19 protein-coding genes and 1 pseudogene are annotated in these 25,417 nt (G+C 58.3%); 15 read left to right on the forward strand and 5 right to left on the reverse strand.

What is annotated here, in order from left to right; all coding sequences use genetic code 11:
* From AC1DD5_RS01315 to AC1DD5_RS01360, 10 genes are all read left to right on the forward strand, one after another.
* The gene (locus AC1DD5_RS01315) at positions 1-1,683 is read left to right on the forward strand and encodes a polysaccharide biosynthesis protein (protein WP_442016570.1); all 1,683 of its coding nucleotides are present in this window, start codon (positions 1-3) and stop codon (positions 1,681-1,683) included.
* The gene (locus AC1DD5_RS01320) at positions 1,680-2,705 is read left to right on the forward strand and encodes an MraY family glycosyltransferase (RefSeq protein WP_442016569.1); all 1,026 of its coding nucleotides are present in this window, start codon (positions 1,680-1,682) and stop codon (positions 2,703-2,705) included. Before AC1DD5_RS01315 ends, AC1DD5_RS01320 begins: the two co-directional genes overlap by 4 nt.
* Positions 2,698-3,642: an NAD-dependent epimerase/dehydratase family protein gene (locus AC1DD5_RS01325; protein ID WP_442016568.1), complete on the forward strand. Its 945-nt coding sequence runs from the start codon at positions 2,698-2,700 to the stop codon at positions 3,640-3,642. The genes AC1DD5_RS01320 and AC1DD5_RS01325 overlap by 8 nt, the downstream gene beginning before the upstream one ends.
* The gene (locus AC1DD5_RS01330; RefSeq protein ID WP_442016567.1) at positions 3,639-4,823 is read left to right on the forward strand and encodes a glycosyltransferase; all 1,185 of its coding nucleotides are present in this window, start codon (positions 3,639-3,641) and stop codon (positions 4,821-4,823) included. The genes AC1DD5_RS01325 and AC1DD5_RS01330 overlap by 4 nt, the downstream gene beginning before the upstream one ends.
* A gap of 50 nt (positions 4,824-4,873) precedes the next feature.
* Positions 4,874-6,076 carry a glycosyltransferase family 4 protein gene (locus tag AC1DD5_RS01335; protein WP_442016566.1) on the forward strand — a complete coding sequence of 401 codons (1,203 nt, stop codon included), beginning with the start codon at positions 4,874-4,876 and terminating at the stop codon, positions 6,074-6,076.
* Entirely contained in the window at positions 6,073-7,230 is a 1,158-nt protein-coding gene (locus AC1DD5_RS01340; RefSeq protein ID WP_442016565.1) for a glycosyltransferase, read from the forward strand. Before AC1DD5_RS01335 ends, AC1DD5_RS01340 begins: the two co-directional genes overlap by 4 nt.
* Positions 7,227-8,663, forward strand: coding sequence for an O-antigen polysaccharide polymerase Wzy (gene wzy / locus AC1DD5_RS01345; protein WP_477520416.1), 1,437 nt, complete (start codon positions 7,227-7,229; stop codon positions 8,661-8,663). The genes AC1DD5_RS01340 and wzy overlap by 4 nt, the downstream gene beginning before the upstream one ends.
* Positions 8,660-10,036 carry a lipopolysaccharide biosynthesis protein gene (locus tag AC1DD5_RS01350; protein ID WP_442016563.1) on the forward strand — a complete coding sequence of 459 codons (1,377 nt, stop codon included), beginning with the start codon at positions 8,660-8,662 and terminating at the stop codon, positions 10,034-10,036. The genes wzy and AC1DD5_RS01350 overlap by 4 nt, the downstream gene beginning before the upstream one ends.
* 10 nt (positions 10,037-10,046) lie before the next feature.
* Positions 10,047-11,312: a nucleotide sugar dehydrogenase gene (locus tag AC1DD5_RS01355; RefSeq protein ID WP_442016562.1), complete on the forward strand. Its 1,266-nt coding sequence runs from the start codon at positions 10,047-10,049 to the stop codon at positions 11,310-11,312.
* Between the two features lie 69 nt (positions 11,313-11,381).
* Positions 11,382-12,335, forward strand: coding sequence for an NAD-dependent epimerase/dehydratase family protein (locus AC1DD5_RS01360; RefSeq protein WP_442016561.1), 954 nt, complete (start codon positions 11,382-11,384; stop codon positions 12,333-12,335).
* Here AC1DD5_RS01360 and AC1DD5_RS01365 read toward each other — a convergent pair.
* The 5 genes and pseudogenes from AC1DD5_RS01365 to AC1DD5_RS01385 form a co-directional block, all read right to left on the reverse strand.
* Positions 12,332-13,204: an NAD-dependent epimerase/dehydratase family protein gene (locus AC1DD5_RS01365; RefSeq protein WP_442016560.1), complete on the reverse strand. Its 873-nt coding sequence runs from the start codon at positions 13,202-13,204 to the stop codon at positions 12,332-12,334. The genes AC1DD5_RS01360 and AC1DD5_RS01365 overlap by 4 nt on opposite strands.
* Positions 13,205-13,702: 498 nt before the next feature.
* On the reverse strand, positions 13,703-15,697 hold the full coding sequence (locus AC1DD5_RS01370; protein WP_442016559.1) for an acyltransferase family protein: 1,995 nt from the start codon (positions 15,695-15,697) through the stop codon (positions 13,703-13,705).
* A 92-nt stretch (positions 15,698-15,789) separates the two neighbouring features.
* Positions 15,790-16,413, reverse strand: a pseudogene (locus tag AC1DD5_RS01375) (arsenate reductase/protein-tyrosine-phosphatase family protein).
* A 148-nt stretch (positions 16,414-16,561) separates the two neighbouring features.
* Entirely contained in the window at positions 16,562-17,491 is a 930-nt protein-coding gene (locus tag AC1DD5_RS01380; RefSeq protein WP_442016558.1) for an LCP family protein, read from the reverse strand.
* Positions 17,492-17,922: 431 nt separating this feature from the next.
* Positions 17,923-19,662 (reverse strand): DUF4434 domain-containing protein, encoded by a 1,740-nt coding sequence (locus AC1DD5_RS01385; RefSeq protein ID WP_477520417.1) that lies wholly within the window; start codon positions 19,660-19,662, stop codon positions 17,923-17,925.
* Positions 19,663-19,924: 262 nt separating this feature from the next.
* Here AC1DD5_RS01385 and AC1DD5_RS01390 point away from each other — a divergent pair, with 262 nt between their 5' ends.
* From AC1DD5_RS01390 to AC1DD5_RS01410, 5 genes are read left to right on the forward strand one after another with little or no spacing between them, the layout of a single operon-like run.
* Positions 19,925-20,488: a hypothetical protein gene (locus AC1DD5_RS01390; RefSeq protein WP_442016556.1), complete on the forward strand. Its 564-nt coding sequence runs from the start codon at positions 19,925-19,927 to the stop codon at positions 20,486-20,488.
* 3 nt (positions 20,489-20,491) lie between these two features.
* Positions 20,492-21,763, forward strand: coding sequence for a glycosyltransferase family 4 protein (locus AC1DD5_RS01395; protein WP_442016555.1), 1,272 nt, complete (start codon positions 20,492-20,494; stop codon positions 21,761-21,763).
* Entirely contained in the window at positions 21,760-23,490 is a 1,731-nt protein-coding gene (locus AC1DD5_RS01400; RefSeq protein ID WP_442016554.1) for a glycosyltransferase family 4 protein, read from the forward strand. The genes AC1DD5_RS01395 and AC1DD5_RS01400 overlap by 4 nt, the downstream gene beginning before the upstream one ends.
* 21 nt (positions 23,491-23,511) lie before the next feature.
* Positions 23,512-24,399, forward strand: a complete 888-nt coding sequence (locus AC1DD5_RS01405) for an ABC transporter permease (protein ID WP_442016553.1) — start codon at positions 23,512-23,514, stop codon at positions 24,397-24,399.
* Positions 24,386-25,276, forward strand: a complete 891-nt coding sequence (locus AC1DD5_RS01410; protein ID WP_442016552.1) for an ABC transporter ATP-binding protein — start codon at positions 24,386-24,388, stop codon at positions 25,274-25,276. Before AC1DD5_RS01405 ends, AC1DD5_RS01410 begins: the two co-directional genes overlap by 14 nt.
* The last annotated feature ends 141 nt before the right edge of the window (positions 25,277-25,417 follow it).

The raw sequence follows: 25,417 nt of genomic DNA on the forward strand, positions 1-25,417 counted from the left end.
ATGAGCTTGCCTCCGCTGCTAGCCGTTTGTGTTGCCTTGGTCATCGCCCAACTACTCGTCGGCTGGCTATTCTGGCTCTACCGGGGTCGGTACACTTCTGCGAGTTTTGAAGAAGCTGCGGCCCTGCTGGTTACCGTTATTTCCGTTGCCATGCTCGTTGGCATTCCCGTAGTCTTCCTCGGCGAGAGCTTCGGAATTCCCCGCAGCGCAACGCTCATGGCGCTGCCTCTGGCCTTCCTGCTCATGGGTTCCTCACGATATCTCCGCCGACTGAACTCCGATCGCCTGCTCAAGCCCCAAACGGACGCGAAGCGCACGCTCATCTACGGCGCGGGTCACATGGGCCAGTTGTTGATCAGGAATATGTATGCCGACGCTCATTCCGGTTACCAGCCTGTCGGATTAATCGACGACGATCCTTTGAAGCGTAACCTTAGGCTCGCAGGTGTCCCTGTCCTGGGCGACAGCAGCCGGCTTTCGCAGATCGTCAATGAATCCGAAGTTGAAGTCCTGATCGTGTCGATTGCCAGGGCTGATTCGGAACTCCTTCGATCCATTTCCGATGCAGCAGCAGCCTGCGGCATTCAAGTCAAGGTCCTACCGAGCCTAAGCGAGATCATGGAAGGCAGAGCCGCGCCTGCCGACGTCCGTGACATCGCCATAGAAGACCTTATTGGACGGCATCCCGTGGACACGGAGGTGGCCTCCATTGCCGGCTACCTTAAAGGCAAACGTGTTCTTGTGACAGGGGCCGGCGGTTCCATCGGGTCTGAGCTGTGCCGACAGATTGTCAGGTTCGAACCGGCCGAGCTGATGATGCTGGACCGCGATGAATCCGGTCTTCAAAGCGCGCAGATATCAATCGCGGGGCACGGGCTCCTCGACACCAAGGATGTCGTCCTGGCCGATATCCGTGACCCACAGGCACTGGAGGAAATTTTCCGGGAGCGGCGACCCGAGGTGGTGTTTCATGCGGCTGCGCTCAAGCATTTGCCAATGTTGGAGCAATACCCGGGCGAGGCTTGGAAGACCAACGTTCTCGGCACGCTCAACGTCCTGAACGCGGCTCGCGAAGCTGGTGTTTCGACCTTCGTAAACATTTCTACTGACAAGGCCGCCGACCCGACGAGTGTACTAGGGCACTCAAAGCGGCTGGCTGAGCAGCTTACCGCCTGGGCCGCCGCCAACTGTGGTGGAAGGTACCTATCCGTGCGCTTCGGTAATGTCATCGGCAGCAGGGGATCTATGCTTCCGACGTTCCAGACGCTTATTGCTGCCGGTCGTCCGCTGACCATCACACATCCAGAAGTTACTAGGTTCTTCATGACAATCCCCGAGGCGTGTCAGCTTGTCGTGCAGGCGGGCGGCATCGGGAGCCCAGGAGAGGTGTTGATCCTGGATATGGGTGAGCCTGTCCGGATCCAGGATGTCGCTGAGCGGATGATTGCAGCCAGCGGCAAGAACATTGAAATTGTATATACAGGCCTTCGCGAAGGCGAGAAGCTCCACGAAGTCTTGGTCAGCCACAACGAATCAGATGTGCGTCCGATCCATCCAAAGATCTCCCATACTATGGCCGCTCAACTTGAGCCCGATGACCTCGACGTCGAAGCGTGGTATCAGCTCTTTGCGGATGACTTTGAAACGGGAACGAACAAACTCGCTTCGAAGGGGCCAGCGTGAGCTTTGAGTTCGCGGCGGCGGGTCTCGGACTGCTGGCCAGCCTTCTTGCTCCATATGTGGTCCTGCCCCTGCTGCGGCGACTGGGAGTCGTCGACATCCCATCAGCCCGTTCCTCGCATTCGTCCCCGGCGATTCGTGGGGCTGGTCTTGCAACCCTTGTTGGCTTCATAACCGGTTGTCTGGTCATCTTGGCGGGAGGACATGCGCCGAAACTAGTCATTTGTGTTCTTCTTGCGTCCGCGGCAGCGGCCGGCGCCGGCTGGCTGGAGGACTTCAAAGGAATTTCCATCAAATATCGGGTGGCAAGCCAACTGCTGATCGGGCTTTCCGCCGCGGCGGCAGTGGTTGCCGTTTCCGGCGCGGAACCGTGGATCATCCCGCTCGGAGGACTGTTCATAACAGGGTTCATAAATGTCGCGAATTTCATGGATGGCGTCGACGGAATCTCGGGCTTGAACGGTGCCGTATTCGGTGGGACTTACGCGGTGACTGGAATGCTGACGTCGCAGCCCTGGCTGACTGCGGCCGGATTGGTACTTGCTGCCGTTTATGCCGCCTTCTTGCCTTGGAATCTTGGGCGGAATCGGATCTTCCTTGGCGACAGCGGCAGCTACCTGCTCGGCGCAGCAGTTTCTGTCATGGCTTTTGCAGCTTTCTGCTCGGGAGCGCCGCTCCTCGCAATCCTTGGGCCAATAGCCATCTACCTGGCAGACGCAACGTACACGCTGCTGTCCAGAATTGCCGGAGGCCAGCGTTGGTATGAATCCCACCGCAGCCACACCTACCATCAGCTCGAAGACCTCGGTCTGACCCACCTCCAGGTTGCCGCCATCGTCGCTGCTGGCAGCTGCGCCACAGGTGCCCTGGGAATACTTGCCGCCCAGGCAGCGCCCTGGACAGCAGTCCTATATCTGGGCATCGCCGGGGTGCTTATCGCAGGGTATCTCATGACCCCGGCAGCGATTCGACGCTGGGCGAGCAACCGTCACGCCGACGTGGGAAGGAGCCGTCTCGATGGCTGACTGGATTGTGGTCGGGGGCAGTGGATTTGTTGGCGGCGCTCTGGTCGACGTTTTGGCCTCTGCGGGCCACGGCGTCTTGAAGCAGGTCGCCCCACGCGTGGTGGCTGATCCAAAGTGGTCTGCTCAGGAGGTCATAGCGGAAGCTTCCAAGCACGTCGAGGAGATCGTCGCGCTGGCCGCCTCATTTGCGGACAAGGATGTCGTGGTAAATGCAGCTGGACTTGCTACCCCAGGTAGCGGCCAGAGTCTGGAGCTTTTTGGTGCCAACGCGGTCTTGCCAGCCCTCATCTGGCTGGCGGCACAGCAGGCCGGTGTCCCGACGTACATCCACATAAGTAGTGCTGCTGTGCAGGGACGGCGGCCTGTGCTTGACGGTTCGTGGGATCATCAACCCTTCTCACCTTATTCACAGTCCAAAGCCCTAGGCGAACGAGCCTTGCAATTGCTCATGGATCAGACCCTCACGAGGCCGTCGACAGTCCGGATTGTCCGGGCCACGTCGATTCAGGACCCCAGCCGAAGCACTACGCGGAGTCTGATCAGGTACGCGCGTTCACCACTTGCCAGCGTGGCCGCACCTGGTTCCGCTCCCTCACCGGTGTCCAGTCTTGGCGGTCTAGCGGAGTACGTGCTCGCCGTAGGCGACGCGCCGGAACGTGTGCCGACTGTCAGTGTGCAACCGTGGGAAGGACTGACCGTGCGCGACGTTGTGCTCCAGCACGGGCACAAGGAACCCCTTCAGCTGCCTCCTGCATTGTGCCGTTTGATGCTCAAGGTTGGTTATTGGCTTGCGAAATTCGGCTCACCCAAAATGGATAGCGTCGTCCGCAGGGCCGAGGTGCTGTGGTTTGGCCAGCGGATCAGCCAAACGTCCGCTGGCCAATCCTTAGGTATGGGGGAAAGTACTTTGGCGGCAGAGGAGCGGGCTCAAGAATGAAATCCAAGACAGACATTTTTTTCATCCAGACAACTGACATCTCGGTTAGCTCCCAGTTGAGCGGCCAGATGGGTTACCTGCAGCGTCGGGGATTGCGCGTTGCGGTTGCATCAGGCGATACCGGTCTTTTGAGTTCCCTCGCGGAGCAGGACAATGTATCGTCGCACGCCCTGCCGATTGAACGTGACCCGTCGGTGTTGTCTGATCTGCGCGCACTTTGGCGGATTTTTAGGCTCATCCGAAAGCTCCAGCCTGATGTCATTGTGTACGGCACACCGAAGGCTTCACTGCTGGGTGCAATCGCTTCCTGGGTGCTGCAGAAGCCTCGGCGCATTTACTGCGTCTATGGGCTTCGATCAGAGACCATGACCGGCGCCAGCAAACAGATGATGCTTCTCATCGAGAAGACAATCATTAGGCTTTCCACAGACGTCGTGGCTGTCGGCCATGCTCTGAAGGAGCAGATGATCCAGGCAGGACTCACGGCTGACGTCACAGTTTTCGGAAAGGGCTCTGCTAACAGCATCGATCTCGAGAGCTATCAACTCAAGGGACAGGACCCTGAGCTGCGCACATCATTCCGCGCGGACCACGATATCCCTGCCGATGCCAAAGTTGTAGGCTTCGTCGGCCGCATCACAGCTGACAAGGGCATCGACGCGCTCATGGACGCAGTGCAGTCACTTAGACAGCACATGGATGACGTCCACCTCGTCCTGGTGGGACCGGACGATGGGATCGAATCGCTACGCCCAGAGACAGTAGCTGCGTTCGATGAGCCCTGGGTACACAGGACGGGCAACTTGGACGATACTGCGACGGTGTACGCGGCATTAGACCTGCTGTGCCTTCCGTCCCGCCGTGAAGGCCTTCCGACCGTACTTCTGGAAGCAGCGGCTTCCGGGACCCCAATCGTGGCAACCGATGCCACGGGGGTCCGCGATGTGATTCCACATCCGGGATGCGGGAAGATTGTGCCCATCGATGACTCGTCGGCACTTGAAACCGCACTACGCATAGTCTTGATAAACCCTGAAGAGGCCAAGGCAATTGCTCTCAATGCCCAGGCTGTAGTGTTCCGCGACTTTGACAGAGAGCGGCTCTGGAACCGCCAATACCACTTTTACGCTGGCGACAAGAACACTCGGACAAGCAGCTTGATGACCAGAAAGCAAGAATAAGCCATGACTTCCTCACTCATCACTGTTGCGACTGAGATCGGACCCACCCCATGACTGCCAGTAAACGAACGGTCTTCTATGCCACGGAAGCGCGTTTGCACCGAGGCTTGGATGGCCGTGTTTACTCGGATGCTTCGCAGGACTGGTACGAGAACCATCTGCTGTGGCTGAACAGCTTTGACGAAGTCATCGTTGTCGCCAGGGTCGAAGACATTCCTCGGGACAGCGGCCGCCTCGTTGAAGGCGACGGTGTCAAGGTCCTTGCGGTCCCCTCGTATCAGGGAGCAAGAGGCATGGTGACCCGGTTCATGCAGATACGCAAACTTGTGCGCCGGTTTTCCACCGACGCCAGTGCTGTTTACGGGGGCCGGTTCCCCGGTGTAATCGGTGGAATCACCGTTAGCGCGGGTCGCCGCTTGGGAGCCCGGACCTTCGCGCACGTGGTGGGCGACCCCTATGACGTCCTCAAGGCTGGTGTCGCGGGGAAGCCGGGAGTCAAGTTGGCATGGCTGGCGAAACTACTTGTAGCGCGACAAGTTTCCAGCGTCGACGGCGCAATCTACGTCTCCGAGAGGACACTACAGCGACGATACCCAGTGCATGCAGGTGCCGCCTCGCTCGTCCGCAGCGGAATAGCCATCACCGACGGCACGCTCGCTGCGCAACCGAAAATTACTCACCCCGAGCGGGAGGGCCTTATCGTGGTCGCCGTCGGAACGCACAACCAGATGTACAAGGGCCACGATCTCCTGCTCCAGGCAGCTGCCCAACTCCTAAGCAAGGGTCACAGCATTACCCTGGAACTTGTTGGCGGAGGCGCGAAACATCGGGTACTTGTTGAGCTGGCCAAAGACCTAGGCATCGATAAGCATGTCAACTTCCATGGACACATTGAAACGCCCGAGGAAATACGCGACATCCTTGACCGTGCTGACCTTTTTGCCATGCCATCCCGCACTGAAGGTGTCCCGAGAGCCCTCATTGAGGCGATGGCCCGGGGCCTGCCCTGCATTGGTTCCGACATAGGCGGAATCCCGGAATTGCTTCCACCGGATTGCCTCTTTACCTCAGGATCCGTTGAAGAATTAACCGGATTGCTCCGCTCAGCCCTTAACAACTATGAGTGGATGACACAGCAGGGGGCCACAAACCTGGAGCATGCTCGTCAAATTATCGCTTCACTTGACCCGCAAAGGGTTATTGACTTTTTCAGCCAACTCGAGGCTGCGCCGAAAGCACTGGAAAGATCATGACGGTGACGGAAAAGAGCAGCTCTACTGTGGCCCACATCCTCGGGTCCGTCGACCGCGGTGGCGTCGAGATGCGGATGCTTGAAGTAGCCCGAGCCCTGCCTGCGACCGGCCCGAAACTGACAATGGTCACACTCACCGGGCGGGAAGGGTCCCTGGCAGGCGACTACAGAGCGGCGGGCGCCACGATTGTCCCTTTACGCCTCTCCAGCCCCTGGTTTGCATTTAAGTTCGTCCGGTTTCTCCGGGGCAACCGCATCAAAGTCGTCCACTCGCACGTTCATCTTGCTTCTGGATTCATCCTCGCGTTGGCAACCCTTGGTGGCGCCCGTATCCGGATCGCTAATTTCAGCAGCGACGGCCGGCCCCGTGCCGAACAGTCGCTGCCGGCGCGGGCAAAGTACGCGGCAATGCGCTGGCTCCTTAACCAGTTCGCAACCGACATCATCGGAATCGCTCCCTCAACGCTAACGGTGGCCTGGAAGAAAGATTGGGCGAATGACCCACGTTGCCGTGTCTTGATGACAGGTTTCGATCTGGAAAAGTTCTCCAGCGCCGGTACCACTGACATCCGCGATGAGCTCGGGATCGCCCCGGCCGAACCATTGATTCTCCACATAGGTCGGGCTGACATCCCCACTAAGAATAGAGACGGGGCCATCCGGTTCTTCGGTGAGTATGCCAAAGCACACCCGATGGGAGCCTTGGTTTTTGTAGGTCGAGATGGAGCTGACGAGGTCCAGTCGGCAGCAAACCGGTCGCGTTGGCTGTCGATAACCGAGCAATTAGGTGTTACGGACCGTGTTCATTATGCCGGCGAACGCATGGACGTCCCTGATCTGCTGGCCTCTGCAGATCTTCTGTTGTTCACTTCCACATTGGAGGGACTGCCCGGCGTGCTGGTAGAGGCATGTGCGGCTGGTACGCCCGTTATTGCATCTGATGTTGCAGGCGCCGTTCACCTCGCGCAGCATGTCGGAGGGATACAGCTTCTGTCATTGCAAACTGCCATATCCGTTTGGGCCGATGCCATCGCCGATGCACTAAGAGACAGGCCAACGCCTGAAACCCGGGAGCTGGCCCGTAGAAAGTTGTACGGTTCTGAACTGGATATTGAGGTTGCAGTCGGCCACTTCCGCAGGCTGTGGTGCGCGTGAAGGTCCAGACACAGACTACGCACTCAGTTCTGCCGGACGAGGTCTTATCCAGAGCGAAACTCCACGGAGCCGTACTTGCTCACGTCGGAAGCGCCATCCTAATCTGTCTGCTAGTGCTTGCACCAGTCTTCGAGCAGGCCCCGATCCAAAGGGTGGCGATCATCTCGCTCCTGCTAGCGTGCGCCCTGGGCTACTTGGTCGCCAAGTCACTCTCCGATGGCGTTTGGTCTTTTCCCTTCCTGTACTTCTTGATACTTTGCCTTTTCCACCTGGGATTGTTCGTCTCCCCGGCCCTTGACAACGGACGAATGGCGTCATTCCTGGATGGAACGTGGACAGGCTGGTACAGCGACCCTGTGATGATCCGGGCCGCTTACCTCATCGACCTTGGCCTGTTGAGCTATGCCACGGCGATAGGGTTTGTCGCATGGCTTTCCAGTAACTCCGGTACGAAGATGCGGCCCTCTGAGCTGCAGGAACACTCATCTGACCGATCCATGCGGGACGCGATTGTTGACGTGGGCGGACTGACACTGTCGGTGGCGGTCGCAAGTTGGCTGTTCGTTTGCTATACGCAGCTCGGCCCATTGTTCTTCCTTAACAGCTACAGCGAATACCTGGAGGCAACTTCCGGAAATTCCGTGGGCATTATCTATTTCGGAATTACCATTGGATCTGCGCTCATAGCGCAGGACACTACTCGGCTAATCTCGCGGACGGGTTTAGTCTTCTTGTTCACATTCTTGCTGCTTGCCCTGCCCATGGGGTTGCGCAGTGAATCTCTCTTTCCGTTGATCGCGGCCCTTGCTGTATTCATCCGCTGCAGGAAGACGCCTTCATTCGCATCAATGGTGGTCTGCGTCCTCGTCGGATTGGTCGCGATCTCCGCAGTACAGCAGGTCCGCAGCCAAGGACTCGGGGACACCTCCCTTCACGAGGTGTCCGCTTCGCCGATCAAGGCGATTGAGGAGATGGGCTACTCGGCACGGGTTATCGTTACCACTATTGGCTGGCACGAAGCCGCGCACGAACCATACTTGGCTGGGGCCACCTACGCAGCTCCTCTGGAGCGTGGGCTCGCGGGAATACTCGGCCTGCCCAGGGATGATGCTGAAACGGACTTTCGTCTGATGAACGCAGAGATTGCCCACCGTGTAGGTCCCATCGGCGGTTCGATCATTGCCGAAGGACACCACAATTTCGGGATCCCCGGCATACTGCTCGCGTTGGCGCTGGCTGGATTCCTGGCTTCCCGTCTCTCCATCGTTCCGCCGCGCCCCGTGCCCCTGGCTTTCCTCGGCGTTGCCGCCTCGCTCCTGCTGATGCACGTCAGGAATTCATTTGCGCCCATCTTCGCATGGGGCACGGGCGGGGTTGCACTCATTCTCGTCGCTATAGGGCTGAGCTGGCTTAAAGGGCGCAAAGTACATTGAGACGTCTGCTTGCCGCCACCCGTTCCGGGTCAGGAAAAGAGGTCCTTGGGACTACCGCCTGGAGCGTGGCCGGTCTCTTCGGGGCCTTGCTGTGCGGCGTTATCACGGCCAGAATGCTCCTCCCGGACGACCGCGGAGTCCTAGCGATCCTGATCACCACCGTCACGATCGTTTCGCTGGTAAGTGGGCTTGGTACGAACATTTCACTGCGCATCCTTCTTCCCCGGGATCCACGAGTCACGATGCGGGCCTATGCCAAAACGTCGCTATGGCTGGGCGCTTTGCAATTGGTCCTCCTTATCCTCGTCTCTTATTTCTTGCTTGGCGCAATTGACGTGCATTTGGGCGTCAACGAAGTTATTTTGGGCGTGCTGCCTTTGGGGCTTGCGGCGTTCTTCGCCAATCAGACGGCGGACGCCCTGAGCGCCACCGGCTTCCCAAGCCGGGCATCGATGGCGAACAGCGTCGGGTTCGGTGTCACCGCTGCTGCCCTCATCGTTTTCTGGATTTTTGGGCACGGTCTGCTCGGTGCACTCCTTGCCTACACGACCGGTTTCACAACACGCAGCGTCATCGCCATCAGCATCATCGGCAAGGGCGTTGTCCTCAAAACAACCGAACCGACATCGGGTGGAACGAAAGAGCTTTTGCGCAAGGGCGTCGGCCTGATGGGCATGAATCTGGGCCAGTCCATAACTTACCGACTGGATCAATATCTTCTTGCTGCCTTAGCCGACACCCGCGCTGTTGGCTTGTACGCCGTTGCGACAACGCCGGCGAGTCTGATTCAGGTCGTATCCAATTCTGTCGGTCAAGTCGCTTTCCGCGATGCTGCACAGAATCAATTCGGCAGAAAGAAACTGCTGACCTTCGTCCTCGGAGCTGCGGGAGTGACGGGGGCGTACACGGCTGTCATGTATGTTGCAGCGCCATGGCTCATTCCCCTGGTGTTTGGGCAAGAATATGCACCAGCCGTCGACATCGTCCGTGTGCTTGCCTTGGCCGAGATCGCCTTGTCGCCCTACCTGGTTTTGAGTCGTGCAGTGGCCGGCGCAGGGCACATAAAGCTCTCCAGTTGGACCGGCGTCGTGGGCATGGCAGCGATGAGTTTGTTTCTGCTGGTGTTCATTCCCGGCAGCGGGGGCCTTGGCGCGGCATGGGCATGCGTCACTGGCTACGCCACCATGAGCCTTTTTCTCATATGCGGGACGTTGATCATCAGGTGGCAGCAGCGACCATCAAAGGCACCCCGTCACCGAAAAGCCTCGATAGGGCCGCCACGCGTATCAGGTCGTGCACGGCGCCGTCGACGCCCCAACGCGCGCCCGATTGCCAGCGAAAATTCCCGCAAAGTTCCAGCAAACAACCGATAGGGATCCACTCATGGATAAATCAAAGAAAGCAGTCATAGTCGGACAGGGCTATGTAGGCCTTCCCGTGGCCATGAGAGCTGTCGAAGTCGGCTATGACGTGGTCGGGTTGGACATTGATGAACGGAGGATCGTCGCCCTGAGCAATGGCGAGTCGTTTGTTGGAGACATCACAAATGACGAACTCCGGCGCAGACTGGACTCCGGGCGCTACCTTCCCACCACTAGCTACACCGAGGCCGCTGGTTTCGATTTCGCCATCATCACGGTGCCAACCCCTCTTAAGGAGAGCCTTCCGGATTTGAGCTACATCACGGATTCGGCAAAGGCATTGGCGCAATTCATTACCCGCGGTTCCACTGTCATTCTCGAATCCACCACACACCCCGGAACCACCGAGGAACTGCTTGTGCCGATTTTGGAAACCGGCTCCGGACTAACGGCGGATGTCGATTTCTACGTAGGCTACAGTCCAGAAAGAATCGACCCTGGCAACAAGGTGTGGGGCTTCGTCGAGACGCCAAAGGTCGTTTCAGGACTCGGACCGGAATCGCTCGTCCGCGTCAAGGATTTCTACGATTCCTTAGTCGAAAGGACTGTTCCCGTCGGAACCCCAAAGGAAGCCGAAATGACAAAGCTGCTGGAGAACACCTTCCGGCATGTGAACATTGCCCTGGTTAACGAGCTTGCGATCTATGCGCACGCCTTGGGAATCGATCTGTGGGAATCCATTGACGCTGCCTCAACCAAACCCTTCGGCTATATGAAGTTTGTACCGGGTCCCGGCGTTGGCGGACACTGCCTGCCTGTGGATCCGAGCTATCTCTCTTGGCACGTTCGTCGTCAGCTTGGCCATGCCTTCCGCTTCGTTGAACTTGCCAACGACATCAATGACCACATGCCGGACTATGTCGTCCGCCGCCTGCTCATGAGCTTGAACAATGTCGGCAAGCCTCTGAAAGGCTCACGGATCTTGATGGTCGGGCTGGCGTACAAGAAGAACACCGGGGATGTCAGGGAGGCGCCCTCCTTGCGTATTAGGGAGCTCCTTGAAGAGTTTGGTGCAATTGTCTTAGGGGTTGATGACTTGGTCGAAGACCACCACTGGCCCAAGGAAATGCTACGAGGAACATTGGATGCCGAAACGGTCAGCAAATCCGACGCGGTCCTTCTGGTCACCGATCACGACTACCTTGACTTGAATATTCTGGATAATTCGGATGTACCGGTGCTTGACACAAAAAATGCACTCAAAGGTGCATCAGTGGAGCATTTGTGAGCCTGGCCGAGACCATACCGGATGCTGTGCTTTTCCGAAGCACTGGCAAGATAAAGGAGCAATTGAAGTATGAAGATCTTGATCACTGGTGGTGCCGGTTTCATCGGGTCGAACCTGGTTCGATATATCAACGAAAACGATCCGCAGGCCGAGCTCGTTGTCCTTGACAACTTCAGCACCGGACATGCCGAAAACCTTTCTGGACGACTTGTGAACGTCATCGAGGGGTCCATTCTTGATGAGGCTATCCTCGACGTTGCTATGGAAGGTGTCGACTCTGTCGTCCACCTCGGAGCACTGGGTAGCGTGCCTAGATCAGTGGCCCGCCCCTTGCAGAGCCACCATGCCAACGCAACGGGTACCCTAAACGTCCTGGAAGCAGCCAGGCGGCACGGCGTCAAGCATTTTCTCATGTCCTCGTCGAGCTCCGTTTACGGCAGCAATCCAGTCCTGCCTAAGTCGGAGACTGACTGGACTCGTCCGGTAAGCCCTTACGCGGCTAGCAAGCTTGCTGCCGAGTCTTACACCATCGCTTATGGGCGCACATACGGTATGCAGACGCTGGCGTTTCGATTCTTTAACGTCTACGGGCCAGGTCAACGTGCCGGCCATGCCTATGCTGCAGTTATCCCAAAGTTCCTCGATGCCGCGCTCCGTGGTGAGCCGCTGGAGGTGCATGGCGATGGACTGCAATCCCGTGACTTCACGTATGTAGACACGGTCTGCGAAGTTCTTCTTGCGGCCTGCCAGCAGCAATTGAGCTCAGAAAGTCCAGTCAATCTGGCTTTCGGATCCAATGCGTCTTTGCTTGAGGTCATTGCCGGCCTCGAAGGCGCTATGAAGCAGAAGCTGACTATTTCCCACCACGATCCGCGGGCGGGAGACGTCCGGGCATCGCGAAGCGATGGCCGCTTGATGAAGGAACTGTTCCCAGACGTCACACCTGTTGATCTGCAAACCGGAATTGAGCGAACCTTGACGTGGTTCAAGCAGGGCGAGCGAACCGGTGTGACCTCGTCCTAAAGGCTGGCCCAATCTCTTGAAGCCGTCAGGACGTCATCAAGAGTTTCGGGACAGAAGTTTAGCTGCCTCGTAGCCAAACCAATGTCCGCACAACTGAAGCTGGCCCGCGGTTCATCCACCTCATAGTGGATTTTTCCGAGTTTGCTGAGAAGGTGAACCAACTTCCTGTTACTCGTGGCTTCGCCACTTCCGATGTTCAGAGTCAGATGGCCCCGCAACGGCACGTTGGTGGACCGCAAGATTGCCTCCGCCACGTCGGGTGCGTGAATGTAGTCGCGAACGAAGGTGTCGAGGCCCTGCAATCGTGAGGGCCTTAAAGGCGTTGAAGACAACAAACGATGGACGAGCGAGTCTGAAAATTTGTCGCCGTAGATGTTGAAAATGCGCAAGGCGACACTTGAAAGTACCGCCGAATCCGTTGCCTCCCGAAGGATTTCCTCGGCCTCGTGTTTCATCCGAGCATACGTACTGCTTAAATCCACCTGATGCGCCTCGCTCACAGGTTCCGTATTGCGGTCACCATAGACGGCGGCCGTAGAGGAAAAAACGATGCGAGAGGTGCCCGCAGTCATTGCGGCATCGCAGAGCACCTGCATCGCCGTGACATTGACAGCCTCTGACAGTTTCAGGTTGGCGTCGCATGCCGCCCCGCTGACACCAGCAAGATGAATAATGACGTCAGGCTCCGCAAAAAGGACCGCCTGCTTCAAGTCGGAGGGATCAGAGATGTCTGCCCTGACATCCGCTGCAGTCTGTGGGATGGCACGGGGGCTGATCAGGTAGATGGCGGAAAGATCTGCGCGGCGCTGAAGCTGTTGGCGCACGACCATTCCCAGACGCCCGTTTGCGCCTGTTACAAGAATCTTCACGTTCCCCCTTAAATGAGCGGAAGGCAATACGGAGAATACCGGAAAACGCCAGCCAGCCCGCTGCCAACCACTCGTGTCGCCGTCAGACTCTATCACCGACGCAACAGGTCACGGGGACTCGAACATGTCCTTACGGCATCAAATCCAAGTAGTCCTTACCTAAATGACTGCAAAAGTCGAGTACCCACTACTCGTGCTGCGCTGTGGCCACTGTCTTAAGTTGAAGACACGAAGCCCAAGTCGATCCGGAGGGGGCCCTGGTGGACAGTCGAAACAGACTCCAGTCAGTATTGTTTGGCGGCAGTACGGGTTCGGTCTGGGTCGCAGATGGTGTCCTTACGACCCGTCAGGGCGAAGAATTTCTGCTGGAGTCAGTCGTCGACGGCCGGCTGGTGAGCATACGGATCAGCAGCTTCATTGGACCGTTCATGACGTCACTGCGCGAGCTGTTGGAACGAACTGCGGCCGAAGACACTTGCACCGACAGAGGTCCCTTGCTCACGGAGTACTAATCGCGGCTTTCAAAGCGGCTGAGATGAAGTCCCTGACTTTCGGCTCCTGAGCGGTGACCCAGACCTGGGAAAGGTGGTTGCTATCGGTGAAAACTGGGATTCCACCATCGGCGATGAGGCATGTATCAGTCGGACAGAGGTGGTCGTCGAAACTTAAGACGTGATTGATTGTCCATTGCTCTTGGACGGCCCGTTCCGCGTCTCGTAGAGTGGCAATGTCCTCAAAAGCCCTGGAACGCGTCGGAGAGCAACCCTGCTCGGTTCCGCCAGGACGTGTCACGCACACACCTGCGTCACCTCCGGGCCTCGGAGTGTCGTCGATAACTGCCGCCACGGCTCCGGAGTCGCGCGCTGCTTCAATAATGGACGCGAAGCCTGCGCGCCACAATCTGGACTGAGTGGCCACAGATTTGACACTGCCCGCGTTGTCCGGGATTTGTCCGACATAGCTGTTTGAATTTGCTGTAAGAACGACTTCCGGTCGAAGCTCGTATATGAGCGCTTCAGTCTCGCGATGGAAGTAATCGCAATCGGAATAAACGGCGCCGTGTGCCAGGACCGTCACATCAGCAGCCGGGCAGGCATCGAGGGCGCGAATTACGAGGCGGAAACCGTCCTCAGCACCGACCCTCGCCAGCGTAGGAACCCACTGTGCAGCGTGGGAATCCCCAATCACCATGACAGTTTTCGCGGCATCAGTCGAACCCGAAACACAGTACGCGATTCCGGAATCTGCGTGGCGGCGCTCCGGGCATGCCTGAGGCGCACCCTGTTCACGTACGGCAAGCCATGTCCGATTCTCTCCTGTTGTTGACGCCAATGTACCGCCAGCGTAAATTCCCGCTGAGGCCAGAACGCAGACAACAAACCCGGCCGACATGGCTGTGTACGTGGCGCGTTTGCTGGCCCGAAGGGCTTTCGACACGCGGATCGGCGACTCAACCCAAAGGAAAGTAGCGTGCGCCAAGCCCAATGCTAGCGCCGACGCCGCAAGACCAAGCCACACTGAGTGGACGTCAAAGCTCACGCTAACCAGAACGACGGCAGGCCAATGCCAGAGATACCAGGAATAAGACCGCTCGCCGGTCCAAACCATCAACTTAGTGCCAAACAAGCTTGACATCCGGTTAGGCGTTGAGCCGCCCAGAATCACAAGCAGCGCACCCGCAGCGGGAAGCGCCGCCATTACGCCCGGAAAGGGTTGGTTGGCTCCAATAAACAAGCAACTAACCACAATGGCTGCCGCGCCGGTGGAAGCAACAACTGCCGCCGTCGTCCTCGACAAGTTCACGGCTCCTATAACGACTGCGAGAATCCCGCCTGCTGCAAACTCCCAGGCCCTTGTCGGGATTGTATAGAAGGCCCAGAACGGATGCTCTGGGGTCAAGGCAGCTGAGGCAGCAAACGAAACAGCGAGACAAGATACCAAACTCAAAAGTGCAACGAGGCGCATGCTCCAGCGCAATTGTCGTGCGGCCCACGAAATGATCAGGAAGAGCAAGGGCAAAGCCAAATAGAACTGTTCTTCGACTCCCAAAGACCACGTATGGAGGAAAGGGCTCTCTTGTACTTCATGACCGAAGTAGTCCGCAGCTTGGAATGCGAAGAGCACATTTGATGCGGAAAGGACAGCTGCGACGGCCTGACTTGCGAGTTCTTTGAGCTCCAGGGGCGAAAATATGAACGGACTGACTGCCAAGACCGTCACCGCTACAAAGGCCAATGCGGGGAAGAGCCGCCTAGCGCGTCTGGCCCAAAACTCTGGAAGATTGAGTCTGCCTGTAGCTTCATTTTCCCGTAGTAGTTGACCGGTAATGAGAAACCCGGAGATTACAAAGAAAACGTCTACGCCCACAAATCCGCCAGGTATCCAACTCACCCCAGCATGGACTAGGACTACTGAGACAATGGCGATCGTCCTTAAACCGGCTATATCACTGCGAAAAGTTGAACGATGTGCGGAGGTAAACGCGGAAGGCATGTCTGACTATAACTTCTGCCATATTCATGGAGCGATTTTGCGTGCTTCCATTACTCGAACATAACGCAACCTAGTCCAGGCCCAGATTGGGTTTACAGCTCGAACCCGGAGTCAGATATTGCATTCAACCTGGCAAAACGCAGGATGGAGAGGATGGCAGGCGCAAGTTCATCCTCCATTTGTTTATAAACGTCAGATCCGCGGCGGTATGGGTCCACCACGTCGTTGGCACTGGCATCTTCCGGTATTGCCACGTGACGAACTGCAGCAGCACGGGCTGGGACTTGATGCCAATCTGCAATTGTTCCCAAGGGCGCTACTGATGCATCTTCCAGAAGGACACTGAGCATCCTTGCGAATTCCCCGATCGTGAAGGTTCGTTTCAGCAGCGATGAATCGAGTTGCAGAACCGCTGGTCGGTGTCGAGAGCTCATGGTGAGTATGAGGTCGCTCTGACGGAGCATTGTTGCGATAAGCTGCTTTGCCTTGAAGTTGGCGGCATTCCCGCCGAACGTTCGAATAATCTCGGCCGACAGTGGCTGGATGGGCTCGCCGACCATGGCACGCTTCCCAGCACTTTTCACCTCGAACTTTGCGTCCTAAACCTGATCCAGCCCGGCCTGTAACAACCGTTCAGCCACCGGCGAGCGAAAAATATTCCCTGTGCACAGGGTAAGGATACGGAATGGATGTGGGGGATTCCGCGTCGGTACCATCTCTCCTTTTGCCAAGTGCTCCAAAAACGCTTGGGAAAGCCATCTCGGTCTGTATTCGCGTAATTCCGCCGAGTTCGCGCTTGCCGAGTCGCGGAGGTCCCTCATGAAGCTGAAGGAATCTCCTGAACTGCCTGCCCAGGCCTACCCACTAGTTTCCTCTTTCGAGTGCGTGTGCTGTGACGTACGCGCCTAGCTGATCCTTGGAGAGCGCGCCTGCGATCTCGGAAATGGCAGTCGTGTCGGCAACGACAATCGATTGGCCGTCCAGAGAAGTACCGGTGCCGAGTGTGGGCAAGGTAAACATCACAGTGTCGTTCACCCTAATGTCCTTCAGACCCAATGCGAGGCTGCCGATAGCGGCGGCGTCGAACCCCTTATCCACGCTAACGAAGGGCGAAACCGCGCTCACCATGCTGCTGACGGTCACAGGGTTCGTCAAGGTTTCGCGCGCAATCGTCTTACTGATGATTGCCTTCATGTACGCTTGCTGGTTTCGCACACGCTGATAGTCGCCGTCGCTGAATGACTTCCGTTCGCGGACAAAGGCGAGAGCTTCATCACCGTTTAGCGTCTGTTTGCCGGCTGTGTAGTAGTGGCCACTCATTGGACCAGATGCAGGTGCGAACGGGATCTTTACGTCTATTTCCACGCCACCCAAGGCATCGGTGAGACCCTTGAAACCTTCGAAGTCCACCATTGCCACGTGATCGATCCGCTGCTGGAAGAGGGACTCCACAGTTTGCACCATCAGGGGTACACCGCCAAGAGCAAGCGCCGCGTTGATCTTGGACTCGCCCTTCCCTGGGATGTTGACCCACAGGTCTCGCATGAGGGAAACGGCGTAGACATTTTTCCGGTCGGCCGGAACGTGGACAAGCATCAGAGTGTCAGCGCGCTGATCGGTGGCTGCAGCAGTGTCCACGTCCAATTCGTCGGACCCGCGGGTATCACTGCCCATCACGAGGATATTCATGGGCGCGGGGGCACCATTCGCAGGCTCGGTCTTTTGGGGTCGGGTGGCCTCGTCAGGGAAGGCTGACTCAATCTTCGTGGTCCCCGAGTTGAAGGTCTGTGCCAAGTTGTAAAGGTAGCCGCCTCCAATCAGGCCCGCGATTAGGACGACGGCCGCAAAGCCAATTAACACATTTCGCGCGGTCTGTTTTGGGCTCTTTTGACGTCGAGGGCGGGACTTAGTCTCGGCATTTTCAGTATCAGGCGGGAGCGTCATGTGTTCCTTGGTGTCGGCGTCAGCAGTGACGATTCTATCAAGCGGCAATGAGTAATGGCTGCTGCCGACACTCAGGAGCTAGCCACAGCCGCCTACGGGAACAAGATAGAACCCCCCGGCTCGGGGCTTCCCACGTGCATATCGCAACATCATGGTCACGTCGAAGGACCCTAATCGCCTTACTTTGGACGTCGACGCGCTCTATGGGTTGAAAAGTGGCCGCGGTGCTTGTAGCCCGAGGACAGCCAGCGCTAAGGCGTACAAACACGCTTGGCCTGTGGCTAGCCTTTGGAGTCCCGGGAAGACTGTGCTGTGTAGATGCGTTGCGAATAGAAATCGTCGTTTTCCGCGCCCCATTGGTTGGTGACATTGACGGTGTAGTAGCGGCCGGCAGCCAGAGTAGTTTTACCAACGTTTACGAGGATCATCTCCAGTTCCGGGTTCATACCGCCCTGGACTCCGTATGCCGTATTTGTGCTGGTGGGCTTCACGGTTTTCATGAGGCGTTGTCCGCCTTTGGTGCTCCACTTCACTTGGGCATTGCCGCCTGAAAGATTGAAGCCGGTTATCCGCACTTGGCCGGTGGATGCGTCGAAAGTCGCGTCGGTAATAATTGGCGTTGCGATTCCGGACTCCACCTGGGCTTTCAAGGGAACGCCCGTACCAACGCAGGTGTAATACGAATCCCACATGAAGGAAATGATCTTCTGCGCGTTGGATAGCTGTTGCAGCTGCCGGTCTATCCTCGCTTTGGAGCTTTGTCCGCGGAGACTGTCACCACAAGGGTTGGAGGCTGTGGCGGGAGCCATGCCCTCCAAGTTTGCCCACAGGACGGCGCCTGTTCCGGAAATGCCCGCAGCGGCTGCCAGGAAATAGTCACGAACAGGTGCCACGTACTTGCTGCTCCACGAGCCCTTGCCCACGATGCTCTCCGCATACCGGTCAACTGCCGAGTTCGCTTCGTTCGACTGAAAAGCTCCACCCTTGCCGGTTCCCATGCCGTCTTGGATGGCAATGTTCAGAACCAGTCCGCTGGCCGTCTGGGCAATTCTTCGGATCCCGTTTCGAGCCTCCGTCAGGCTGATACTGAAAGCGCTGACCCGCGCATCAAGGTAGGGACTAATGATTGCGCCGCGAGTGGGGAGGATTCGGTGGATGGCCTGGTTCTGCATCCGGTACAGATCCAGGATGGGATCGAAAGTGTGGCCATCGGTGACGGGCATTTCTGTGCTGTGATAGAAGCCAGCCAGGCCCTTCACGTCATTTGCCGCAGCCTGATATTGAAGGAAGCGCTCCGTGAAGAGCGCAAGGGTCCCCTGATAGGAAACATCAGGGAGGTACGGCGTATCCGTTCTCTTCACGGGAAGGGGCATGCCGGCATAGAACTTCATGCCCAGTTTCGTGGCCGCCAAGGCCAGGGAAGCTGCTGGATCCATGCCGCCCGCAGTGCCACCGCCTGCAACCACCACGTCATACTTCCCGTTCGTAGACGTGCAGCCGCTGCCTTGGGCTGGGAGGACCAACACAACGAATGCCTTGCCTTGGCTGGTGATCCTGCGGTCCTTGGGGCACTTCAGAGCTTGGCTGCTCCATACGCTTCCGTCGGAGTACGTGAAGTAGCGGTTGACCTCCAGAGTTCCCGCAGCAGCCTGGGCGCAGTTCACTCCATCGATGACACACTCCTTGGGAAGCGTGGCCAAGGTAGCTGGCGCGAGAGGCGTTCCAAAAGTGATGACGGTGTCAGCGCCTGCTGCCCTAATTTCGCTGAGCTTCTGCAGGTTCCGGGAACTGCTCGGAGTGGCGTAGACGAAATAGCCACCAATTGGGTAGCTTGCCGGTTTCGGAGCCTTAACGGCCGGAGTTTTCTTCGGAGCTGCTGGGGGCTGTGGATCCTGAATCGGCCGCTCTGCCTCCATGCTGGGGCTGGGCGCAACCAAAGCGGTCCCTCCAACTCCGGCTATGAGCACAAGTGCCGCGAGGATGACTTTGATGCGTGGACGGCTTCCGCGAATGAGCGTCATGAATTCCTTGGGGTCGGCATCAGCAGACGATCCTACGGAATCAAATGACTGTTATCCATACGCTAGACTAAATCGGGCTGCCCTCCTTGCTGTTGGCGGCCGCGCCTACCCTCCTTCAGGTGGACGCACTGGAACGGACGCCCTTGGCGTTTTGTACGACATATTAACGGGGGGAAAGTTGGGCACCGGAATTAGACGTGTTCAAGCCGCACTTGTGGTCATCATGCTGGCTATTCTCGGGTTTTTTGGTACCCAACCAGCCATGGCCACTACGGTAACCAACCCCGGCACAGACACGGAACAGCCGGCGGACCCATCGCCCACGCCTGAGCCTACGTTCCCGGTCATCATCCCGCCCGTCATTCAGCCGTCCTCGCCTCCCGCCACTCTGGAACCTATTCCTACGGAACCTGCCCAGCCCTCCGAAGAGCCAGCTCCCGCACCCGTGGTGCCGCCCGTCGTCGAGCCAGTCGCTCCGCCCGCGGAAGTGCCTGCTGTGACTCCGCCTGCTACGTCTCCCACTCCTGCTGTCCCCACTGATGTTGCTGTCGAGAACTTCTTTGTAGAGCCCGAGGTTCCCGCCGAGACCGCCACGGCCACCGCCGAGCCGACGCCTACGCCCACACCCACTCCTACGAAAACCGCAGCCCCACCAGTTGTCAGCGCAGACATCACCGGCCCCTTGAAGGTGGCCCTGGCCCCTGTCGCGGAGAACAACCCCCTTGTCCAAGGCCTGACGGTCTTGGTGTTGCTGCTACTGGGCCTTGCGTACTTCCGTGCCCTGCGCTCAAAGGGGATCCGCGGACCCCGCCTCAACGGCAAGTAGTCCATGGATACTTCCCTCCCCAGGGACGCGGCTGCCGTAAATCCTGCATTCCCGTTGCGTCTAATGCTTCTCACCCACTCATATTGGCCGGAGCACAGCCCCCCGCAGCGCCGTTGGCTGTCCCTGACCCGGGAATTCCGGAAGGCCGGCTGGGACGTCGACGTCGTCGCTCCCGTCGCGCACTATCCCAATGGCAAGCGGGATCTGCCCCGGCGAAAGGCCGGATTCGCTTTTGCCCACCAGGAGGGCCCCCACGGCGAAACCATTAGGCGCGTGCCATACCTACGGCATCTTGGCACATCGCCACTTGCACGTTTCGTTGACCAACTCTTCTCCGCCGTGATGTCCGTTCCCATAGGTTTGGGCGGCAAGAAACCAGACGCGATTCTTGCCACAGCTCCGAGCCTCCCGACGCTGGCTACTGGATACGTGCTTTCCCGACTTCGCAGGGTCCCTTTCATCGTCGAGATGCGCGATGCCTGGCCGGACCTGGCCCGCGACGCGCGAATCGTGCAAGGCAGTGTCAAAAGCCTGGTGGAGCGTGTGGTCGAGTTCGTCCAGCAGCGAGCGGACCTGGTTGTCACGGTTACCGACGGCTTTACCGAGACGCTGCGGGACCGCGGCATCAAGAACGTCGTTACCGTGAGTAACGGCCTTGATTTGAACTCCATGCCCTTCCTAGAGCCACCTGCCCTGGAACGCGACGTCTTTCAAGCCGTCTACCTCGGAAATCATGGCAAAAGCCAGCGCCTGGACATCCTCATCAGGGCAAGCGCGCTGCTGGGCGATGGATTCCACCTGACATTGGTGGGTCACGGCACCAGCCGGCCGCAACTGGTGAAGTTAGCCCGCGAGCTCAACGCGCCCGTGACATTCTTCCCTTCATTGCAGGGTCAGGCCGTTATGGACAAGTACCGCGAGGCTGATACGTGCATCGTGTCCCTCCGTGATGACTGGAAATCGTTCGAGACAACCGTCCCTTCCAAGACCTACGAGGTTCTGGCCATTGGCCGGCACGTCACGGCAGTGGTTCGGGGTGAAGCGGAACGCATCATCGTTGAAGCAGGGGGAGGCGACGTCGTCGCGGCGAACGCCGAAGCAGTGGCACAGCTGTGGCGGGAGCTTTCCGAGGACCGAAGCCGTCTTGCCTCAGGCAGCAGCGGACGCGACTGGGTCAGGGACAACGCTGACTACGCCCAGCTGGCCCTTCGATACATGGACTCAATAACCTCCTTGGTCAATCCGGAGTCTGCCGATGCCCGGGGGACTGCGTGATCCAACTCCTCAAGAACGTTGCCCTGACTGCGGGAACCGTGTCAGAGCACCTCACAGAGTCGCCCTTTGTCTTGTTCCTCCAGGTCCTTCGCCGGCTGCCGTCCAGGATCGTTAGGCCGCTGGCCCGTTTCGTGGCCAGGCTTGCGCCCAATTCCGCCCGTCCCCTCTTCCTGCTGGCCACCCACGCGGCGGGGGACACCGCTGGGCTTACCCGTCGGTTTGAACATGGCGTCCGTGCCGGTCTTGACGGCGACCGCGCCCGCAAGGCGGCAGAAGTAGCCATCGCTGCCGGGCAGCCAGCGTGGGCGGATGTTTTCCTGCCCCTCGCCGCGGGGGCGACCCGGGCTCCGGCGACCCTCGCCAGACGCAAGTGGTACGACGGCGACATGAGCGGCGCCGCCGTCGTCCTCGCTGGCGAGCGGGGCGGCATGGCGAAACAGCGGCAGCGGCTTGATTCCGAAGTCCGCGTCTTCCAGGGGTGGAGTCCAACGTTGACGGCATCCGCAGTGAAACCGCAGCCGCGCAGGGTCCTGCATCTGCTGACGAACTCCGTGCCGCATACCGGCAGCGGCTACGCGCGGCGCAGCCATTCCATCCTGACAGCCCAACAGGACGCCGGTTGGGAAGCCCTGGCCGTAACGCGCCTGGGTTACCCCGTGCAGATCGGCGCGGTGACAGCGCGGCAGCATGACGTTGTTGACGGCGTGCGCTACGAACGTCTCCTGCCGGCGCGCATGAAGCCGTCCATGCATGGTCGCCTACAGCAGCAGGCCGAAGGCATTTTGTCCCTTGCCCACGACTTCAAGCCCGCCGTCCTCCATACCACCACCCACTTCGTCAACGGCCTGGTAGCCCGGGAAGTCGCAAATGCCTTGGACGTCCCGTGGGCCTACGAAGTCCGTGGACAACTGGCTGACACGTGGGCGTCTACCCGTGGCGAGGAAGCTCGCCGGAGCGAACGGTACAAGTTGTTTACCGAACGGGAAGCCGACGTCATGCAGAGCGCGGACCTGGTGGTGACGCTGGGCGAGTCCATGAAACACAACATCGTGGCCATGGGCGTTCCGGACAATAAAATCCTTATCTGCCCGAATGCCGTGGGCGGCGCTTACTTATCTGAACCGCTCGATCATGGCGAGGCGCGGCTGGCTCTGGGACTGGACCCGAACGGGCTTTATATCGGGACAGTAAGCAGCCTTGTCGACTACGAGGGCCTTGACGATCTGGTCACAGCATTTGCGCTGCTTGCGCCACGACTGCCACAGTTGAAGCTGGTTTTGGTCGGGGACGGCACCGCTGCACCCGGGCTTCAGGACCAAGTCCGGCGCTTGGGACTTTCGGAACGGACGCTCTTCACAGGGCGTGTTCCTCCGGAGCAGGCTCGCCTTTACCACTTGGCGCTGGATATTTTTGTGGTTCCACGCAAGGACCTGGCTGTTACCCGGGCCGTGACGCCGCTCAAACCTGTGGAGGCCCTGGCCTCCGGCCGGCCTGTGGTGGCCAGCAACCTGGACGCCTTGCGGGAGATAGTGCACGACGGCGTAAACGGCAGAGTGGCGAACGCTGAAGATCCCGGGGGACTGGCTGAGGTGTTGTACGAATTGCTTGATGATGACGGTTTACGGAAGCGGCTTGGCGCCGCTGGCAGGCAAGAAGTATTGGCCACGAGGACTTGGCAGGCAAATGCCCAGGCATACATCCGGGCTTATGAAAATTTGGGCGTCTAACAACGTAAGGAGGGTCAGCTGATGTCGGCGAAAAAAGCACTACTGCCCGAGCCAGCACTGGTACAACCACTGGCTGTGGACATGCGCCGCCTGACGCGCGTTGGTGCGCGCCCGGGCTTTCTGGACTATCTGGTTCAGCTCTGGGACTTCCGTGAGTTCATTTTTTATGACGCCCGCGCGAGGGTGCAGAGTGGCACGCGACGAGACCGCTTGGGCAGTGCATGGTTGCTGCTCAACCCGATCTTCAATGGGCTGACGTACTACGTTATTTTCGGCATTCTGCTCCAGACCAGCGGCGGCATTGAGAATTACGTTGGTTACCTGGTGATTGGAATCTTCATATTCCAGGGCACATCGGGCGCTATTACGAGCGGTGCCCGTTCCATCCACAGCAATAAGTCCGTGGTCCAGGCTTTCAACTTTCCGCGGGCGACTTTGCCGATCGGCATGAACATCCGGGAAATGATGTCCAACGTGCCGCTGATCCTCGCGATGCTTCTGATCATTACCCTGATCCCGCCGGTCGAGAAGATCACCTGGTTGTGGCTACTGATCATCCCGGCACTTTTGCTTCAATCAGTCTTCAATCTTGGCGTTGGACTGATCCTGGCGCGCATCATTTCGCGCGTCCACGATGCTACCCACCTGCTTCCGTTCTTCATGCGCGCCTGGATGTACGGTTCCGCAATCTTCTACTCCTACGACAAGTTTGTGAAGCACCCCGACATTCTGGCCGTTCTGAGAATGAACCCGTTGTTCAACGTCATCGATATCCTTCGCAATTGCATCCTTTACGCCCAAGCCCCCACGTGGCAGTCCTGGGCCACACTAGCCGTCTGGGCATTGGGTGCACTTCTCGTGGGTATGGTCTTCTTCTGGCAAGGGGAGGAGTCCTATGGTCGCGGATGAGCAAGTCGTGGATGTTGAAGGCCATCCGTGTGTGGTGGTTGACCGTGCAGCGATGGAATACCGCGTGGTCACTACGGACTCGGAAGCAGTGGCGCAGGAACGTCGGGATACAAGGTTCTTGAGCCGCCTTGGCCGTCGACCAAACACCGTGACGGTACGTGCGCTTTACGAACTGTCCTTGGTGGTGGAACGCGGCGAGTCCGTGGGAATCATCGGCCGTAACGGCTCCGGCAAGAGCACGCTGATGAAGCTCATCAGCGGTCAAATGCGCCCCACATCCGGAGCGATTTTCGCTTCGAGTACACCCATCATGCTCGGTGTGAATGCTGCGCTGATGCCTGACTTGTCCGGCCATCAGAACGTTGTCCTTGGTTGCCTCGCCATGGGCATGAGCCGGCAGGAAGTCGAGGCCAAGTTCCATAGCATCGTTGAACTCTGCGGGCTGGAGGATTCCATTTACCTGCCCATGAAGTCATATTCATCGGGCATGGCCTCCAGGCTCCGTTTCGCGATCGCCGCGAGCATCGACCCGGAGATTCTTTTGGTGGACGAAGCGCTGAACACTGGTGACGCCCAGTTTGGTGACCGAAGCAAACGGCGTATGGACCAACTCCGCGAACAGGCCGGCTGTGTCTTCCTGGTCAGTCACTCCCTGGACACCATCACCAAGATGTGCAGCCGGGTCCTCTGGCTGGACAAGGGACACCTGATCATGGATGGTGGTCCAGCCGAGACGGTTAAGGCCTACCAGGAATTCACCGGTCAATTAGCTAAGGGTAATAACTTGACTGCTGCGCGCCTCAGGGATGAGGCGCGCTCCGATCTTCAAACGACTGAAGTGTTGGCAAGGAGCAAAATGCGTAGGAGCCGGGCATGATCTACAACGTTCAGGATCTAAGGAAAGCCGCGTGGCACTATCGTGAAGGCGGGGTGGAACAAGTCGCGGAATGGCGCAGGCGTAGGAAGGTTGAAGCCAGGATCAACCGGAAACAGAGGAGATCAAAGTCCCCCAGCAAAA

The sequence above is a fragment of the Paenarthrobacter sp. 10L420 genome (assembly GCF_056395385.1).